This window comes from Cryobacterium psychrophilum, assembly GCF_004365915.1.
GTDB classification, from domain to species: Bacteria; Actinomycetota; Actinomycetes; order Actinomycetales; family Microbacteriaceae; genus Cryobacterium; species Cryobacterium psychrophilum.
Genome location: NZ_SODI01000001.1, coordinates 33103 through 49835, shown reverse-complemented (window position 1 = coordinate 49835; position 16733 = coordinate 33103). Strand labels below are relative to the sequence as shown.

Here is a 16733-nt window from a genome sequence, read left to right as displayed (position 1 = left end):
CACCTGGCACGTGCTCCCTCGTTGGCGAGGCAACTGATCCGCCTGACGTGTCGTCCAGCTGAGCCAGGTGGGCTACCAACTTGCCAGCGTTATCGGGGTCAATCAAACCGGGTCGTGCACCTTCGTTTTGTACACCCATCCAAGCCGAATACTGCGGAATAGACGGTGAATAGACGTGCGTGCATCACGTCTCCATGTGGCGGCCCGGTGTCCACCCGGCGGTCCGGGGCCAGACTCTGCTCCTTGGCCAGGTGCACCCTTTTCTTCGCGGCCACCGCCTCTCGGGTGGGCTAGTTTTCGTCTTCTTCATCACAGCATCAAATGTCGTCATCACAACACATCTCCCGTCGAGAGACGGTTCCTCACCCTTCACTCTCAGCCTCACCATAGTGTCCTGATAGGCGCGGTCCGCAGGCTTCATGTCATACACCGGAGATTCCGGACAAGACGGAAGGAACCACCATGAAGAGGAAACTGATCGCCGGAGCAGCGGGCGTGGCGTTGGTCTCGGGTCTCGGTCTGGGCCTGGCCCAGACCGCCCAGGCTGAAACCCCCACCCCTACGGCCAGTGCCAGCGCATCTGCAATGCCTGGCGACACCACCGACCCCACCGGCCGCCACGACGGCCACGGCCGCGGCGGCAAAGGAATCGACGCCGCAGCACTGGCCACCACGCTGGGACTACCCGAGTCCACCGTCTCCGAAGCCCTGACCGCAGTGCGTGATCAAACCGAATCCGCCACCCGCCTCTCCCCGGATGCCACCCAGGCCGACAGAGAGGTCGCCCAGGATGCCCGCCAGACCAAGCTTGCCCAGGCACTGGCCGCCGAGTTGAACATCGACGAAGCCACGGTGACCACCGCCCTGACCGACGTCCAGACCGAGAAGGAGGCCGAAGGGGCCGCCGAGAGCAAGGCCAACCTTGACGAGGCCGTCACCCACGGCACCCTGACCCAGACCGAGTCGGACGCCGTGCAGAAGGCAATGGATGCCCACATCATCCCCACCCGTGACGGAGGTCACGGCCGACGCTGACGAGACCAATACAGGGGTGAGCGCCTGCGTACTGACCGTCGCAGGCCCTCACCCCTGTGCTCGATGACCGAACCGCTGCCCGACGTGAACTCGACGTTGTCAAGAACCGGCTCTGGGATAACAGGTCAAACCTCGCCGGGTGGAAGTCCTACCTCGGCCACGAGCCCGGCGCGGCCGAACTGCCCGAATACGCTGCGGCCGCACGGCGAACAGACCTGAGCGGGCTACCGCCAACCTGGATCGGAGTGGGCGACATCGAACTCTTCTTCAACGAAAGCCGAGCATACTCGCAGGCCCTGACGGAGGCCGGTGTCAAGACAACGCTCGACATCGTTCCCGGCGCTCCGCACGCCTTCGAATCGCTCGCCGCAAAAACCCATCTCGCGACCGACTACAAGGCGCGAGCTCACGCCTGGCTTCACGACGAGCTCGGCGCCTAACCTCGACGATGCCACTTGCGGCACCGGCGACGATCGATGTGCCAGGCGCGAATTCGTAATTCTTCATGATGCGACCCCGCCTGTGGTCGTGCAGCTCGGGGCGAGTTCCTGCTGAGCGATAAAGCCGCGAAGCACCTCGGCGAATTCGTCGGCGTGCTCGATCTGGGGCATATGGCCCGCGTTGAGGAACGTGTGGGTCTGGGCGTGCGGAAGCGCTCGCGTCGCTGCATCCAGGTGCGTGAATGGAAGCACGTGATCGTGGTCGCCCCACATGATCAGCACCGGAATGGGGAGGCTCGCGACCTCGGCGAGCAGCCGGGTACGCCAGGGCTGCCGGATGCCTCGGAAGGTGCCGAGTTCCTGAGCGAGGTCCAGCAGCGTAGACCGATGAGCCGGACGGTTCGTCAGGGCCAACTTGTGGTCGATCCGGTCTGTGGTGACGTGCTTCTTGTCGTAAAAGATGCCGTCGATCGTTCGGATGGAATTCTTCCGGCTCGGGCGCATCAGCACAATGCCGACCGGTCTGATCGCGAGGAGCCGCAGAGCTATCGTCACCTCTTTTCCGAATCCTGCGCTGTCCACGAGAACAAGCGAGGAAAGCCGTTCGGGGTGCGCCGCAGCGAAGGTCATGGCGACGGCACCCCCGAGGGAATTCCCGATCACGGGCAGGGGCTCGGTGAGTCCGAATCGGTCGAGAAATGCCGGCAGCATGCCCGCGAGCCCAGCCAGGGATGCCCGGCCCGGTAACCGATCGGAGTATGCGAAACCGGGCAGGTCGACGCTGTAGACAGTGTGGGCGTTGGAAAGACGGTCGTGTTGCTCGTTCCAGTCTTCCAGGCTCTGCCCGATCCCGTGCAGCAGCAGAATGGGACTGCCCTGCCCGGTAATGCGGTAACGAACGCGGGCGCCGTCGATGTCGATCACTCCGGTACCCGGCAGATCGAGAGGAATCCTCGCGGCCGCAGCAACCGCGCCCCGGCGACCAAACCTCACATCATCCGTCACCCGCCCGAGCCGAAGCAGTCGAAAGTCCCGCAGGTAGTTCTGGTGCAGCCGCCACGGAGTCTTCTCGCCCTGCCGCGGCAGGGCGTTGACGCTTCTCAAGACATACCCGGACTGCAAGTCAATCAGTGAGACCAGGTTGCCTGTCTTGACAGATTCCGCGGCCTGGGGAGTGACGGTGTCGAGGTGGTGGCGGTCCATGTATTTGAGCGTGCGACCGATATAGCGTGCCACGAGGTCGGCTTTCAGCGTCCAGGATGCGTTCGTGTAGCCGATCGTCATAGCGAAGTTCGGCACACCGTCGAGCATCATACCCTTATAGGTGAGGGTGTCCGCCAGGGTGATGGGTGCCCCGTCTACCGTGAGTGTCATTCCACCGATGGCCAGGACGTTGAGTCCCGTGGCGCTGACAATAATGTCGGCATCGAGGGTCCTGCCGGAGGCAAGCTCGATTCCCGTCGGGGTGATCCGGTCGATGCGGTCCGTGACGATGTCGGCCGTGCCGCGCCTGATCGCCTGGTAGAGATCAGCATCCGGCGTCATGCACAGTCGTTCATCCCACGGGTTGTAGCTCGGCGACAGGTGCGTGTCGACGTCGAAGCCCTCGGGCAACATGCGGATCGCGGCATTCCGCAGGATCGACTTCATTTTCTCCGGACGTCGGCGACTCAGCTGATAGGTAAAAATCGAATAGCCGATGTTCTTGGCCCGAGTCAGGCCGTAGGCCAGCTGGGCCGGAAGATATTTGCGAAGAATGTCCGCCATTCGGTCTTCTGACGTGATCGACGCAATGTACGTCGGCGACCGCTGAAGCATCGTCACATGAGCGGCCTCCGCCGCCATGGACGGCACGAGGGTGATGGCCGTAGCGCCGCTTCCCACGACGACGACGTGCTTTCCTTCATAGTCCAGGTCGGCCGGCCACTGCTGCGGATGCACCAGCTCGCCCGAGAAACTCTCGGCGCCAGGGAACACCGGAGTGAAGCCCTCGTCGTAGCGGTAGTACCCGGAACAGACGACCAGGAAGGAGCAGGTGAAGACGACCTGCTCGTCGACCGGTTGACCGGGGCGAAATTCATCCGGACTCGTGCGCGCGGCGATGACCGTCCACAGGGCGGACTCGCTGCACCAGGATGCCGCAATCACGCGGTGCTGGAGGCGGATGTGCTCGCCCAGCTGTTCGTCCTCGATCGTCGCCTGAATATAGTCCCGAATCGATGCCCCGGGAGCGATTGCTTTCGCATCCGTCCACGGGCGGAAGGAATACCCGAGGGTGAACATGTCCGAGTCCGATCGAACCCCCGGATACCGGAACAAATCCCACGTTCCACCGATCGAGGGACGCGACTCAAGGACCACGAAGGTCTTCCCGGGGGTGTCTCTCTTCACGTGTGCTGCAGCGCCGATGCCGCTGAGGCCAGCCCCGACGATCAACACGTCTACGTGTTTGTGCATGACCGGACTCTATCAACACCGTGTCGACACATACAACACCCTGTCGAAATCGCATAGGATAGAGACATGGCAAGACGTGAACGCGGGAGCGCTCGCCCTTCAGGAGACGAGCGCCAGGACGCTATCCTCGCTACGGCTGAATCCCTTCTGGCGCATCGTTCCCTCGGCGATATCTCCATCGAGGACCTTGCCCGCGGGGCCGGAATTTCGCGACCCAGCTTCTACTCCTATTTCTCTTCGAAACAGGAAGTGGTGATCGCGCTCCTGACCCGCGTCATCGACGAAGTCGAGCAGGCCCTCTCAACGCTGCCGGCTGAACCGGCCTCCGCGGCGGGCGACCCGTGGAGAAGCTCCATCAGCGTCTTCGTGGACGTGTTCACGAAACACGAAGCAGTCGCCGCGACGGCGATGGCGGCGCGGCTTCATAGCCCCGAGATCCAGGCCTTGTGGGCCGCTGCTATGGAGTCGTGGGTTGACTACTCAGCTAGAGCCATTACCTCTGAGCGAAAACGGGGAGCAGCACCCGACGGAATACCTGCGCGTGACCTGGCGGTCGCGCTCAATCTCATGAACGAACGTGTCCTGTCAGCATCCTCCGCCGGGGAGCAACCGGCGATCAGCCCGTCGTCCGTGGTCGACGTGCTCGCGAGCATTTGGACGCTCAGTATCTACGGGGCGCCCCCCGAGGCAACAACGTCAACGGCGGAGCTGCCGCGCGCATACTCCACAGCCGTCATCGACAATTAACGCAAGAGACAAGAACATGCCAGCAATCACCAAGGTGACCGTACTCGGCACCGGCGTCCTGGGTTCCCAGATCGCGTTCCAGGCGGCCTATTTCGGCTACGACGTCACTGCCTACGACATCAGCGACGAGATCGTTGAGAAGGCCAGGGAACGATTCGCGGGTCTCGCCACGGTCTGCCAGTCGGACGAAATTATCGCTGCGACACCCGAAAAAGAAACCGCCGCACTCGCGCACCTGACACTCACCTCGGACCTTGGCGACGCAGTTGCCGATGCCGACCTCGTGATTGAGGCGGCACCCGAGTCTCTCGACATCAAGCGTGACATCTATACGAAGCTGGCGAACCTGGCTCCCGCCAAAGCAATTTTCGCGACAAACTCGTCCACTCTCCTGCCGAGCGACATCAAGGATTTCACCGGGCGGCCCGACCGATTCCTGGCACTCCACTACGCCAACCACGTGTGGCGCCACAACACAGCCGAAATCATGGGAACCGTCGACACCGATCCGGAAGTCTACGCGGCGGTGGTGAAGTTCGCAGAGGGCAGCGGTCTCGTCCCCATCGAGTTGAAGAAAGAAAAGGCCGGCTACGTGCTCAACTCACTTGAACGCTCAGCATCCAGCTGGCCGGTGTACTACTGACGACACCTGCCGCAGCGGACGGCAGATTCCCGCCGATTACAAGCAGCCCGGCACTAACAACTGGCCGCTCTTGTTACGCACTGTGCCAGCATGTGATTGAAAGCGGGAGGCACCTCGGTCCCTCCCCTGCGGGCTCTGCAGCGGCAGCCGGGCGCCCCGAGCAAGCCGGTCAGGCCCGGGCCTCCTCACCGGCAGCGATGGACTCGGCGATCCGCTTGATCGCGGCGAGCGTTTTCGGGATGCCGTCGAACGCCTGCTCGGTGCGGTCAGTGATCTGAAGGTCTGCCTGGTCACCGAACTTCTCCTCGAACATGGCGATACCGCCCGGCAGGAATTCCCAGAACTCGCTGAGGATCGTCCCCGTGCCCGCTGGGGTGAGGGTGAAGCCCCAACGGACGAAGCTGCCACCCACCACCCAGGCGAACTCGCGACCGCGCTCAGCCGCCTCCACCTGCGACCGGGTCTCCCAGGTTCGATGCGGGAGCTCATTGCGCCCGGTGAACCAGGCCCCGACCTGACCGGCACTGGCTTCGTCATCCCACCAGCACGACTTACATACTGGGCTCCACTCGCCGGTGCGGGTGATGTCCGAGACCATGTCGTAGAGCGTTTCGGCTGACGTCTCAACCCTCACAGATTCCTGGTGACGGCGGATGCTCGTCTCACTCATCGTTCTGGCTCACAGACCGGTCATTTTTCTGCCGCCGGCTGCCGCCATGCCAGTCCTCCTGCTGACCGACAGTATCGGCGTCGAATCCGAACGCGGCGAGCTGTGGCTGCTCGCGCAGGCTTCGCTTGAGCTCGGCGAAACCAGGGAAGCGTGCCAGCCCGACCACGTGGTCCCACAGTTCGACGGCCAAGTCTGCGCTTGGCAGCCGACTGATCACCGGCCCGAAGAAGGCCACACCGGCCGGTGGCTCGAAGTGGATAATGGGTGTGCCCACGTCCTTACCCGTCAGCGCAAGCGCCTCGTCCGTCTCCTGCTGGATCTCAAGGTCCCAGGACTCGTCGTCGAGAGCCTCCGCCAGCGCGAGTGGCAGGCCAGCCTCGGCGAGGATCGGCTCCACGAACTCACGCGTTCCGCGGCGCTCACGCAGGTTGCTCTCGGTGCTGTTGTTGCCCGGGTCTGGGGCAGCATCGAAGATATGCGCCCCGAACGCCGCGTACAGCTGAGCCATCGACTCGCGGCCATGCTCCGCGCGTGCCCGGGCCGCCACCCGCAGGAGCCGGAGCCCGGCGGTGTGTCCGGCCTCGTACTCGGGCGGAAAATGGGCGTCGTAGTCGACCTCGGCGTTGACCAGACGCAACGAGATGAACCGCCAGTCCACGGTGTAATCGCGTTGCGCCTGCACCTGCCGCACCCATTTGCTGGTCATCCAGGCGAAGGGACAGACCGGGTCGAAGTAGAAGTTGATGTCGGCGTCCATTCGACCACCCTAGACGACATCGTCAACTACGACGTGGCCTTCGAGAGCCTCGCGAAGTACCCCGACTACCGGGGCCCAACGCCGTGGAAGTGCAAAATCTCCCCTGTCATTCGTGTCGGCCGCAGCGGTTCAGTGGGGCAACCGCAGCAGACGCCCGGCTCGCAATAAACGGTGAGTGCAGCACAATCTCCCTCATCTTGCGAAGATAAGATTCCCTGATCAAACTATGTTTCAGTGCCGGTAAACGGGCTTTGAGCCCAAGCCCTAATGGCGGATCATCACATCCCGACCCATTATTGAGAATAGAACATCCTGATCAGGAAGAGTTTTCGAGTCGGGCGGCCGGGACTTGAACCCAGGACCGACGGTTTGCGCCGCGTCACGATTGGGTTCAGTTTTCGTCTCCGCCGTCGCACCTTCAAGTGCAGTCATCACGGCATCTTTCCCGCCAGCCCCCGTCCAGCACGTCAGGCCAGAAACACCGCGCGAAGACAGGGCCAGGTGCAAGGCAGCCGCAAGCTCAGGCTTTACGTGGCCAGTGGCTCGCAGCAGGCCTGTGTCGTCGTCGATGAGGCGTGTCCGTCGGCGTCGGCTGCGGCCGGTATACCGGGTTCGTCAGCATCCCGGGCCCCCAGCCAATGCACCGGCTGCCGCGTGGACCATGCGCTCGACAGTTCCGAGGAGTCGAACACCCACGGGCGCGCACCAGGCACCGCGCACAGGCCATGGAATTTGCTCGGGGGCGCCCTTCAGCCTCGGCTACAAGACCGTCCGCGCCATCTGGCATGATGATTGGGTGCAGCAACCTCACGTTCTCATCATCGGCGCGGGCATCGCGGGAATCGCCTGTGCTCAGGCGCTGCTCAGCGCCGGAATCGCTGCCCGTGTCGTGGATCGCGGACGGAAGCCCGGTGGCAGGATGGCGAGCCGCACGATCAACGGACGAACGGTCGACCTCGGCGCGTCATACTTCACCGCGGAGCCCGGCACCCGGTTCAGTGACGTCGTTGCAGGCTGGCTGGATCGGGGACTCGCTCGAGAATGGACTGACATGGTCGCGGTCGCAGGGGCCGAGGGCATCCAGCGTCTCAGCACCGGTCCGATGCGGTACGCAGCCCCTGCCGGCCTGCGGGAGCTCGTCATGGACCTTGCGCGTGGCCTCGACATCCACCAGGGCGTCACGATTGAACACGTGGCGGCGGGCGAGGTGGACAGCAAGCGTTACGACACGGTCGTGCTCGCGATGCCTGACCCGCAAGCCCGGCGCCTACTCGACGTCGGATCCTCGCTGCATGACGCGTTGAACGACGGCTTTGGCTGGGAGCCAAGCATCGCCGTCGTGCTGGAGTGGGCGGCGCGCGACTGGCAGTCGTTCCACACCGCGTTCGTCAACGACGTGGCGGAGATCACGTCGCTTGCTGACGATGGCGATCGACGCGGCGACGGTGCCCCGGTGCTCGTCGCCCACACGACAGCGGCACTTGCCCGGCAGCATCTCGTTGACCCCGATGGAGCGATCACCGTGGTCACCGATGCGGTGCGCCGCATGTTGTCGCTGACGGATGCACCCGCCCGGTCGTTCGCGCACCGCTGGACGTTCGCGCGGCCCGCCGCGCAGCATCCCGAGCCGTTTTTGCTGTCCGACCGGATCGGCGTGTGCGGGGATGCGTGGGGTGACCGGTCTTCGGTGGCGACGGCGTGGGCGTCCGGTGACGCACTCGGGCGTGCGATCGCGGCGAGTTAGCCTCGGCACACCGCGCGCCCCCCCTACGTCAGGGTGAGTTGACGCTGAGCCAGAATTTTGGCAGCCAGCATGAGCGCCTTCGAGTAGACAGCGCAGAGCGCCACCCGATTGTTGACCGGGGCGGGATTCCATCTAGCGCATGCTGCCCGTCGGGCGACCATCGAGCAGATTTCTGGTGAACCTCACGATGTCGTCCTGGAGTCCCGCATAGGCGTTCCCGACGGGGTTCTCGGAGCCGACGAACAGGTTCACTGCCTCGAGTGCTGATGTGATGATCGCGCGGGGCATGCGCACGTTCCACGACTCACCCTCTGCGATGAGATCGTCGATGGTGATTGCGGCGTGCACATAGTTTCGGTTGATGGCCAGCGCCATCTTCCCGTCACTATCGAGGTGAGTTTGCGGAACGACATCATAGGCCGGGGTGATTCTCGTGCTGCCGTCGGGCAGGTGGAGCATGCTGATGTTTTTTCCGTGCATGTCGAGGTTACCCACGGCCTGCGAGACGGTCAGGAGTCGCAGGAGCTGCTCGACGGAGGCCCGGTCGCCGTCGCGCCCCAGAGCATCCGCTATTCGCTTGAGCGACACCTTCCCTCCGAATTCCTGATACTTCTCGTTTTTCGATGCGCCCAGGGCCTGGTTCATGTCTTCCTGGTGGATACGCCCCTGGGGTGCGTTCGGCGAACGGTCATACCGCTCGATCACGAGGCCGGGCATTCCGCCGAAGTCTTCGATCCACGCGTCGAGTGTGGTCAGGCCCGCAGCTTTCGCCGCACGGAAGCCATACTCCTCGTCGAACGTGATGGTCGGGTAGCGCACGGACGACGGCTTCACGATGTGGGTCGACGGATACCCTTCGAGAACCTGGAACCAGTGATCATTCTGTCGAGCGAGCACGATCTTGTCCTGCACGCCGGCCAGAGAGGTGCGGCCGGACTTCGGCCGGTTGCCCAAAGGGGCGGCTTGGGTATTGGTGAGCATCTGGCCGACCGCGGCCGCGTCGACGGGGGAGAGGGCAGGCGTGCGCGGCTCCCCCGGCGCCTCCGGATCGTAAACCTGAATGGCACCAGCGACGTCGCGGCCGAACTGGGCCAGCAGCGCGATGACGTCGTCGGTGGACACTCTGATCTCGGCGGCAAGATTGTCGAGAGCGGTGCCCTCGGGCAGGAGCTCGGCGAAGAAATTGCGCCGCCGGGCGGCCCTGCTGCGGTTGCTGATGAGGTCAAAGGGCACTGACTCCGAGAGGATCGTACTGCCGAGCCCAAACCGCTCAATGGCAGTCTTGGTCGCGACGAAGTCAAAGTTGCGTCGGTCCGTGCCGACCAGGTGACCCACCAGCTCGCCGTAGAGTTCAACCCGCAAGTCACCCACGAGGCTCGTCCTCACCGTTTTGAACTGGCTCACCGGCCCCCGTGTCGACCTCCATATACATGTGAACTCCGGTCTCCCGCATAATCGCAAAAATGCGCTCGAGCACGATCGTGTTCCTGCCAGACTCCAACCCCCAAATATATTTCTGGTCCGTCTCCAGCCTCTCGGCAAGGTCACGCTGCGTCAGCCCGCTGACCAGCCGTCCCTGCTGCAGCATTCGCCCCAGACCCTCGGGGCCTTTTACTTCTCCACGCGCTGCCATGACTATCTCCATCCGAAGGCCTTATTACCTTCAGACTAGTTGACGGGTTTATCACCGTCAAGGCATCTGAGGGTCTTATTCCCTTCAGGCGTAGGTGAAAAGGAATAGTGGCCCGCGCTGGCAGTGGATGCCGGTGAAATCTTTCCGGCGCGACGGCACGGAAATCGCCTGGTGCGCAGGTTGTCGGCTCAGCGTTGCCATGGCGGCGGTCAGGTCGACCGCGCGGCGAGAAATAGCTGGCCCAGCCGCTGATCGCAACACCGCCCCTGGCACTGAGGAGTTCGGGTTGGGGTTGGGCTTAGGGTTGACCAACGTGAGCCCCAATCCTGCACCAATCCCACCACCGGTGTGGCGCGCACACGGAATGCCCGCGCTCCTTGGTCTCACGGCCGCTGGATTCGCCGGTTTTTCTGCCCTCCTGCCCGTCGTACCCCTATGGGCGGTAAACGGCGGTGCGAATGAGGCCGGTGCCGGTCTCGTCAATGGAGTGTTGCTGCTGGCAACGGTTATGACGCAGCCGTTCGTTCCCCGACTTCTCAGTCGACTAGGAACCGGTCGCGTGTTGGCCGCTGGCCTGGCGCTTCTGGGGGTTCCGCCGTTGCTCTTTCTTTTCTCTGACCACCTGAGTTGGATTTTGCTCCTCTCCATAGTGCGCGGCATAGGTTTCGGTGTGCTCACCGTGGCCGGATCGACCGTGGTGGCCAATCTCGTACCTCGCGCCCAGCACGGTGCAGCCATCGGAGCCTACGGCGCGGCAATCGCAGTGCCGCAAGTAATTCTTATCCCCCTTGGGCCATGGATGTCCGAGTCCGTAGGATTCTGGGCAATTTTCGCAATCGGCACCCTGCCGATTCTGGGCATCAGTTCTGCGCCACGACTGGCCCGTGTTCTGCGCGAACAGACCGCCCAGCGCGCTCTTCAGCCGCCGACCGACGCCACTACAACGGTGAACACCACGGGGTCTGGCCGGCGACTTCTGGTGGGCAGCCTCCTTGGCCCCATGCTCCTCCTTGGCGGCGTCACGCTGGCCGGCGGCGCGCTCATCACCTTCGCGCCACAGATGAGTTCCGCGCCAGCCGCGACGGCCGGTGGCCTCGCCCTGCTCACGTTCAGCGCGGCAGTGACTCGGTGGGGTGTTGGGGGGCTAGCTGATGGGTATGGCGCCCAGCGCTTTTTGTGGCCGCTGGTGCTGATATCAGTCATCGGGCTCATTCTTACCGCCACTGCGGTCGAGAACCCTGACGCCACGAGCATCCTGCTCTTCCTTGCCGGGCTGACCCTGGTCGGCATCGCTTTCGGTGGACTCCAGAACCTGACTCTGCTGCTGTCCCTCGCCGCGGTGAAACGGGAGCAGTACGGCACCGCCAGCGCTGTGTGGAACATAGGATTCGATTTGGGCACAGCGGTGGGCTCAGTGCTGATCGGCACACTCGCTGCCGGGCTGTCATTTTCCACGGCACTGCTCGTCGCGGCCGGCATCTGCCTCGCTACGCTTCCTCTGGCGCTCGGTGGCAAACCGCGCCGCCCGCGCGCAGACATATAGCGGGTTGCGAATGCCTCTCTCGGCACTATTCCGTTGCCGGGTCTCGACTCAAAACGGAAAAACGCCCCGGACTTTGGCAGAAGTCCGGGCGATTCCAATGAATACTGTGCAGCAGGAGCGGGAATTGAACCCGCGACACCACGTTATCTTGAACTACATCTCACCCCGCTCACTGAGCCTTCGTTCACTCGTCGATCCCAGTGAAACACTGGACTCGTGATCACAATGATCACCCACGGCCGATTTCAATCTGCGGGGTAAATGCGGGGTTTCTGAGGTGGTGCTGTCACGAGCACCCCGGCCACCGCGTTGACGGACCCGGCAACTCCAGTAGCCGCGGTGACTAATCCGAATACTATCGAACCGCCACCTACTCAGTTGGCGGCCAGCCTGCCCACAACACAAACTATGAAGGCGGCTGAGGATGACTTGGAAGATCTTGTCCGTCGCGGCGTCTGCGGCCATGTCACTCTTGGGCCTATTTATCGGCATCACATCATCGGACGCTGGAAGCATCCGCTACGGCTACGTCATCGCGATCATCGGAGGCATTGGTACTCTGCTCTATTCGGTTCAATTTGTCCACGCCCGGAGACGGGCAAGGAATAAAAATCCAGAGGACTATTGGCGACGACGACGACGACTCACGCCCCTGTACGGCACCGCCGCACAGGGGTGTCCTGTTTGAAGGTGCGCGCGATTGGACAGTGGGTGACGCCGCTCGGCGGCAATGCCCAGGGCGATTCCCGTCCCCAGTTCGACCCGCACGCGTTTGTGCGTAGCACCGACACGATCTACAGCCTCTCCAAGGAAGGGAAGGGAACTGCGGGGGCCCCTGGTTACCGCGCTTACCGCGGCGACCGTCGAAGCGGCCGAAGACTTAGCCACCACGCAGCCCGGCGGGCGCCTGGCCGTTCCACTGCTGGGTGTTCTCGACGAAGCCGCGAACGTGTGCCGCTGGCACGGACTCCCCAGCCTCTTCTCGCACTAGGGGTCACGAAGAATCGTGCTCATGACCATCCTGCAGTCCTGGTCACAGGGCGTTGACGTGTGGGGCCGCGACGGGATGCGCAAGCTCTGGTCCGCGTCCAATATCGCTGTGTACGGCGGCGGTGTCAAAGAACCAGAGTTCCTGGGCGAACTGTCCCAGATGGTCGGCGACTACGACAAACACACCACCTCCACCAACGTGGGTCGGGGCAACCGGTCCACCTCTCACCAAGTGCAACGCGAGCGCATCCTGGACGTCCCCGACCTCGGCGCGCTGCCCCGCGGCCGCGCCGTCGTGTTTGCCTCCGGAGCTCCCGCCACCCTGATCGAAACAATTCCGTGGATGCGCGGACCCAACGCCGACGCCGTACGTGTGTCCATCGCAGCGCACGACCCGGCCAGCACGCCGGCTGCGACGCCCGTACCGAATGCCCCGGCCGAAGTCTCACCGGTTGGCGGAGCCCAAGCGTGGTTGAACGCCGCACCACGAAGGAAGGGCGAGCTGTGAGCGAATTCGACGACCTACGCGAAGATGACAACGAGGAAGCGGAAGAAACTGAGACACCGCAGTTGTTCTACGGCTCGTCCGACGAGTTCGTGCGCGACCGGCTGCGACACATGGACTCCCGCCGCTTCGGACCCGGTAACGCCAGTTTCCGGTGGTCGGCGACGTGGTGGCATAACCCAGAAGCCCTCGCCCGCATTGACGCCTTATGACGTGCATGATGGGAGCATCTCAGGCTCGACGGAGCCACCGGGTCAAACACCTGGTGGATCGAGCATGCCGAGCATCACATGCCCATCCTGCTCAGCACGGAAGGTCCCTTCGCCAAATCCGAGGACACGAACAAACCCTGCGAACCGCTACCCTACACCCCGGCCCCCGAGGGATTCTTCCCGGATATGCGAGGGAACTGATTCAAGGGCTGTTGTTGTGGACGACCTGTTCCTCGAGGAAGTAGCGTGCAGCCCAGTGTGGTAGGCATAAGAATGGAAATTCAATACACCGCAACTGCCCATGCGTCCGGCGGCGGCCGCAATGGCCACGTCCATAGCGACGACGACCGATTCAATCTTGAAACTCGCACGCCCAAAGAAATGGGCGGATCCGGCGAGGGAACGAACCCAGAACAGCTGTTCGGCATGGGCTACGCGACGTGTTTCCTCGGCTCACTGCACCGGTCCGGGAAGGGGCTGGGCCTCAACACGGCGGATGCTGAAATTTCGTCGAGCGTCGGAATCGGCGCTGTCGCCTCCGGAGGTTTCGGTCTCGCCGTTGAACTGGTCATCTATGCGCCCAACGTGCCCGCCGACCGCTTTGATGAACTGATCGAAGCCACCGACCAGACCTGCGCCTATTCGAACGCAACCCGCGGCAACATCGCGGTTACCCTCACCCGAGTTGTGTAACCGGTGTTACCGAAGGCAGTTCTTATTGCCAACAACGTGACGGGCCCCGGCGGCTAGGACAGGGCCGCGGCATCCGCCTTCCAGATCACGGAAAGCTGCGCTATGACAAACGAAATCAGTCCGACATCAAAGGCATCAAGAGCCCAGCCAATCCCCAAACCGGCCAACAGTGAGCCGTGGCGACGCGTGAACGGCAAACGGTCCAGACGCTCCAGACGCTCCGTGAGCGATTCGCGCGGCGGACTGTTGAGGATGTTAGACATGGGCTTTTCCAAAAAGTTGCGTCCGGTTAGAACATTCCGAGCTGAAGCCGGGCGGCGTCCGACATCCGGTCCTGACCCCACGGCGGCTCCCACACCAACTCAACGTCGACGTCGCTCACACCGGAGACCAGCTTGACCTGGGCTTGCGCGTCATTTTTGAGTACGTCTCCCATGCCGCAGCCCGGGGCCGTCATTGACATTTTAATGTCGATTCGGTAAGTACCATCCTCGAGCGGCTGCGCTTCACACCCGTAGATCAGCCCCAGATCCACAACATTAATGGGAATTTCGGGATCGAAAACGTTCTTGAGCTGCCCCATGACCTGCTCCATGTCAAAGGGTGCCCCGTCCACAAGCACGGTTTCGGCCACCGGCTCCGTCAGGCCGAGCGCTGCAGAATCCGCGGCGCTGATTCGCACGAGGTACCCCATTGAGGTTTGCACTGTCGCACTTCCCCCCAGAGTCTGCGTGACGACGACCTCCTCCCCCTCCTGCAGGAGCATCGGCTGCCCACCAGGAATCACCGTGGCCTGGCAGCTCTGCGTGAGTTCAAATATTTTATATCTGCCTGAGTCCATGCTGCTTACTCCGTTCCGTTCCGGAGGGCACCTGTTAAAAGTGCGCTCTCTTTAAGGGCACTGTGCAGAGCCTGCCAGGACAATGTTGCACATTTGACCCGTGCCGGGTATTGCCAGATGCCCGACAGCACCGCGAGCTTGCCCACACCAGCCGGTGGGCCCTCGCCCACCGGCTTCGTGGTGAGCATGCTGTGTACACGACGGAAGAGGGCGAGGGCCTCGTCGCTCTGCAGCCCCTTCACGGCACTCGTCATGAGCGAAGCGGATGCCTTCGAAATGGCGCATCCGTCGCCCTCGAACGCGATATCGGCGATGTGGTCACCGTCGCGCTGCACATAGAGAGTCAGATGGTCACCGCACAAAGGGTTCACCGCCTCAATGGTCTGATGGGCGCCGTCGATGTGGCGAAGGTTCCGCGGGCTATGGGCGTGTTCGATGATCATCTCCTGGTAGAGACCCGCCATGGGCGTGCTCGTTGCCACGTCGGTACTCATGGCTGGGCTCGATGGGCACCGCTTCCGAACCGAGTGGACACGAGCGCCGCAAGCGACGCACGGAGCGGCTCCAATTCGATTCGATCCACCATCTCCTGCACAAAGGCATACACCAGCAGGCCCCGAGCGCTCTCCAGCGGTAGACCACGTGTACGCAGGTAGAGCAACGCCTCATCATCCATTTGGCCCACGGCAGCACCGTGCGTGCACTTCACATCGTCGGTGTAAATTTCGAGTCTCGGCCGAGTATCCACTTGGGCGCGATCATTGAGCAGAAGGTTCTTATTCTTCTGGTTGGCATCGGCCCCATCGGCACCATGACGAACCATGATCTGCCCATTGAAAACGCCGTGCCCACGATCGTCCAGTACGCCCTTATAGAGCTGATGGCTGGTGCAGTTGGTTGCAACGTGATCGACGAAAATCGTGTTGTCGTGAACCTGCTCACCCTGGGGAAGGTAAATGCCGTCCAGGCTGACCTCCGCCTCGACGCCCTCAAGAAGCACCCGTATTTCGTGGCGAGCGACATTCGACCCGAGCATCACCGAGCGGGAATTGAACCGGCTGCCACGAGCCTGGCGAACATCAAGCAACGCCAGATGGAAGGCGGTGGTGGGCTCGTTTTGAACCTTGTAATGATCGATCTGGGCATTCTCGGCCAGGACGACCTCGGTGACGACATTGGTGCAGTACACATCGTTGTCGATGCCGGCATAGGTCTCAACGATCGTTGCGCGACTGCCGGGATCGGCAATGATCACCGACCGCGGGCTCTCCAGCAGGGGCACACCCTCGGTGTCGGAGAAAAAGACCAACTGGATCGCTTCATCAACGATTGTGTCCGCGGTCAGGTGGATGAATGCTCCGTCCTCGGCGAAGACGTCGTTGAACGCCGCGAACTCGTGGTGTTCTCCCGGAGTGTGCCCGAGGAACGGTTTGAGCCGGTCCGGGCTCGCCGCCAGAACGGCTGCCAGCGTCGTGACGACTGCGCCGCTGGGCAAGCCGGTTAGCCGCGAGAACTCAGGCGAAAAGTGGCCATTGACGAAGACCAGGCGGGGGCCGCCGAGATCGATCGCGGCCTTGTTGATGAGGTCTAATGTGACCCTGGGGCCAGTCCCCGCCACGGCAGCCACGAATGGCACCGCCAGGATCCCGTCGAGCGCAGTGTACTTCCAGTCCTCGTCTTTCCGAGACGGGAAACCATTCTTGCCGACCCATTCGAGGGCGTTCAAACGCGCCTCAGCGAGCCAGCCCAGATCGCGGCCATCACGCCCCGACGACAGCTCTGAGAGCACACCCCCCGCCGCCCGCACTGGAACCTTCACCACG

At 62.8% G+C, this 16733-nt stretch carries 18 protein-coding genes and 1 pseudogene; 10 read left to right on the top strand and 9 right to left on the bottom strand.

The annotated features are described in order from the left end of the window. The first annotated feature begins 462 nt into the window (after window positions 1-462). The gene (locus EDD25_RS00255) at window positions 463-1035 is read left to right on the top strand and encodes a hypothetical protein (RefSeq protein WP_134171497.1); all 573 of its coding nucleotides are present in this window, start codon (window positions 463-465) and stop codon (window positions 1033-1035) included. A gap of 56 nt (window positions 1036-1091) precedes the next feature. After that, window positions 1092-1475 (top strand): alpha/beta hydrolase fold domain-containing protein, encoded by a 384-nt coding sequence (locus EDD25_RS00250; protein WP_134171496.1) that lies wholly within the window; start codon window positions 1092-1094, stop codon window positions 1473-1475. Between the two features lie 63 nt (window positions 1476-1538). Here the strand turns inward: EDD25_RS00250 and EDD25_RS17825 are convergent, their stop codons facing one another. Further along, window positions 1539-3932: an alpha/beta fold hydrolase gene (locus EDD25_RS17825; protein ID WP_166671149.1), complete on the bottom strand. Its 2394-nt coding sequence runs from the start codon at window positions 3930-3932 to the stop codon at window positions 1539-1541. A gap of 66 nt (window positions 3933-3998) precedes the next feature. Here EDD25_RS17825 and EDD25_RS00240 point away from each other — a divergent pair, with 66 nt between their 5' ends. Both EDD25_RS00240 and EDD25_RS00235 read left to right on the top strand, forming a co-directional pair. After that, entirely contained in the window at window positions 3999-4679 is a 681-nt protein-coding gene (locus tag EDD25_RS00240; protein ID WP_134171495.1) for a TetR/AcrR family transcriptional regulator, read from the top strand. A gap of 16 nt (window positions 4680-4695) precedes the next feature. Next, entirely contained in the window at window positions 4696-5322 is a 627-nt protein-coding gene (locus tag EDD25_RS00235) for a 3-hydroxyacyl-CoA dehydrogenase NAD-binding domain-containing protein (RefSeq protein WP_134171494.1), read from the top strand. A 169-nt stretch (window positions 5323-5491) separates the two neighbouring features. Here EDD25_RS00235 and EDD25_RS00230 read toward each other — a convergent pair whose 3' ends face one another. Together EDD25_RS00230 and EDD25_RS00225 are read right to left on the bottom strand one after the other, a co-directional pair. Further along, on the bottom strand, window positions 5492-5992 hold the full coding sequence (locus EDD25_RS00230) for an SRPBCC family protein (RefSeq protein WP_134171493.1): 501 nt from the start codon (window positions 5990-5992) through the stop codon (window positions 5492-5494). Then, complete coding sequence (locus tag EDD25_RS00225; protein WP_134171492.1) at window positions 5985-6749, bottom strand: mycothiol-dependent nitroreductase Rv2466c family protein; 765 nt, start codon at window positions 6747-6749, stop codon at window positions 5985-5987. Before EDD25_RS00225 ends, EDD25_RS00230 begins: the two co-directional genes overlap by 8 nt. Window positions 6750-7545: 796 nt before the next feature. Here EDD25_RS00225 and EDD25_RS00220 point away from each other — a divergent pair. Next, window positions 7546-8493 (top strand): NAD(P)/FAD-dependent oxidoreductase, encoded by a 948-nt coding sequence (locus EDD25_RS00220; RefSeq protein WP_241986625.1) that lies wholly within the window; start codon window positions 7546-7548, stop codon window positions 8491-8493. A 132-nt stretch (window positions 8494-8625) separates the two neighbouring features. On the opposite strand, the gene EDD25_RS00215 is transcribed toward EDD25_RS00220, so the two are convergent. After that, entirely contained in the window at window positions 8626-9864 is a 1239-nt protein-coding gene (locus tag EDD25_RS00215) for a type II toxin-antitoxin system HipA family toxin (protein ID WP_134171490.1), read from the bottom strand. Beyond that, window positions 9857-10126, bottom strand: a complete 270-nt coding sequence (locus EDD25_RS00210) for a helix-turn-helix domain-containing protein (protein WP_134171489.1) — start codon at window positions 10124-10126, stop codon at window positions 9857-9859. Before EDD25_RS00210 ends, EDD25_RS00215 begins: the two co-directional genes overlap by 8 nt. A gap of 364 nt (window positions 10127-10490) precedes the next feature. Here EDD25_RS00210 and EDD25_RS00205 point away from each other — a divergent pair, with 364 nt between their 5' ends. The 5 genes and pseudogenes from EDD25_RS00205 (at window position 10491) to EDD25_RS00185 (ending at window position 14069) form a co-directional block, all read left to right on the top strand. Then, window positions 10491-11669, top strand: coding sequence for an MFS transporter (locus EDD25_RS00205; protein WP_134171488.1), 1179 nt, complete (start codon window positions 10491-10493; stop codon window positions 11667-11669). A gap of 1012 nt (window positions 11670-12681) precedes the next feature. Next, window positions 12682-13167, top strand: a complete 486-nt coding sequence (locus EDD25_RS18215; RefSeq protein ID WP_338419651.1) for a TraM recognition domain-containing protein — start codon at window positions 12682-12684, stop codon at window positions 13165-13167. Next, window positions 13164-13376: a DUF4913 domain-containing protein gene (locus EDD25_RS18415; RefSeq protein ID WP_166671148.1), complete on the top strand. Its 213-nt coding sequence runs from the start codon at window positions 13164-13166 to the stop codon at window positions 13374-13376. Before EDD25_RS18215 ends, EDD25_RS18415 begins: the two co-directional genes overlap by 4 nt. A 21-nt stretch (window positions 13377-13397) precedes the next feature. Continuing rightward, window positions 13398-13577: pseudogene (locus EDD25_RS18410) on the top strand (DUF4913 domain-containing protein); the annotation flags it as partial. Window positions 13578-13649: 72 nt separating this feature from the next. Then, complete coding sequence (locus EDD25_RS00185) at window positions 13650-14069, top strand: organic hydroperoxide resistance protein (protein WP_134171486.1); 420 nt, start codon at window positions 13650-13652, stop codon at window positions 14067-14069. Window positions 14070-14122: 53 nt separating this feature from the next. Here the strand turns inward: EDD25_RS00185 and EDD25_RS00180 are convergent, their stop codons facing one another. Genes EDD25_RS00180 through sufD form a run of 4 tightly spaced genes read right to left on the bottom strand, consistent with a single transcriptional unit; the run spans window position 14123 to window position 16732 of the window. Then, the gene (locus EDD25_RS00180) at window positions 14123-14332 is read right to left on the bottom strand and encodes a hypothetical protein (protein ID WP_422386814.1); all 210 of its coding nucleotides are present in this window, start codon (window positions 14330-14332) and stop codon (window positions 14123-14125) included. Between the two features lie 26 nt (window positions 14333-14358). After that, complete coding sequence (locus EDD25_RS00175; RefSeq protein WP_134171485.1) at window positions 14359-14910, bottom strand: iron-sulfur cluster assembly protein; 552 nt, start codon at window positions 14908-14910, stop codon at window positions 14359-14361. A 5-nt stretch (window positions 14911-14915) separates the two neighbouring features. Next, window positions 14916-15404: a Fe-S cluster assembly sulfur transfer protein SufU gene (gene sufU / locus EDD25_RS00170; RefSeq protein ID WP_198418916.1), complete on the bottom strand. Its 489-nt coding sequence runs from the start codon at window positions 15402-15404 to the stop codon at window positions 14916-14918. Further along, on the bottom strand, window positions 15401-16732 hold the full coding sequence (gene sufD / locus EDD25_RS00165) for a Fe-S cluster assembly protein SufD (protein WP_166671147.1): 1332 nt from the start codon (window positions 16730-16732) through the stop codon (window positions 15401-15403). Before sufD ends, sufU begins: the two co-directional genes overlap by 4 nt. Between the last annotated feature and the right edge of the window lies 1 nt (window position 16733).

Excerpts from the sequence above, each read along its gene's own strand:
- EDD25_RS18215 (WP_338419651.1), top strand. The coding sequence starts at position 12,682 with ATGACCATCCTGCAGTCCTGGTCACAGGGCGTTGACGTGTGGGGCCGC.
- EDD25_RS00255 (WP_134171497.1), top strand. The coding sequence starts at position 463 with ATGAAGAGGAAACTGATCGCCGGAGCAGCGGGCGTGGCGTTGGTCTCG.
- EDD25_RS00205 (WP_134171488.1), top strand. The coding sequence starts at position 10,491 with ATGCCCGCGCTCCTTGGTCTCACGGCCGCTGGATTCGCCGGTTTTTCT.
- sufU (WP_198418916.1), bottom strand. The coding sequence starts at position 15,404 with ATGAGTACCGACGTGGCAACGAGCACGCCCATGGCGGGTCTCTACCAG.
- EDD25_RS17825 (WP_166671149.1), bottom strand. The coding sequence starts at position 3,932 with ATGCACAAACACGTAGACGTGTTGATCGTCGGGGCTGGCCTCAGCGGC.
- EDD25_RS00180 (WP_422386814.1), bottom strand. The coding sequence starts at position 14,332 with ATGTCTAACATCCTCAACAGTCCGCCGCGCGAATCGCTCACGGAGCGT.
- EDD25_RS00175 (WP_134171485.1), bottom strand. The coding sequence starts at position 14,910 with ATGGACTCAGGCAGATATAAAATATTTGAACTCACGCAGAGCTGCCAG.
- EDD25_RS00240 (WP_134171495.1), top strand. The coding sequence starts at position 3,999 with ATGGCAAGACGTGAACGCGGGAGCGCTCGCCCTTCAGGAGACGAGCGC.
- EDD25_RS00225 (WP_134171492.1), bottom strand. The coding sequence starts at position 6,749 with ATGGACGCCGACATCAACTTCTACTTCGACCCGGTCTGTCCCTTCGCC.
- EDD25_RS00230 (WP_134171493.1), bottom strand. The coding sequence starts at position 5,992 with ATGAGTGAGACGAGCATCCGCCGTCACCAGGAATCTGTGAGGGTTGAG.
- EDD25_RS00210 (WP_134171489.1), bottom strand. The coding sequence starts at position 10,126 with ATGGCAGCGCGTGGAGAAGTAAAAGGCCCCGAGGGTCTGGGGCGAATG.
- EDD25_RS00235 (WP_134171494.1), top strand. The coding sequence starts at position 4,696 with ATGCCAGCAATCACCAAGGTGACCGTACTCGGCACCGGCGTCCTGGGT.
- EDD25_RS00185 (WP_134171486.1), top strand. The coding sequence starts at position 13,650 with ATGGAAATTCAATACACCGCAACTGCCCATGCGTCCGGCGGCGGCCGC.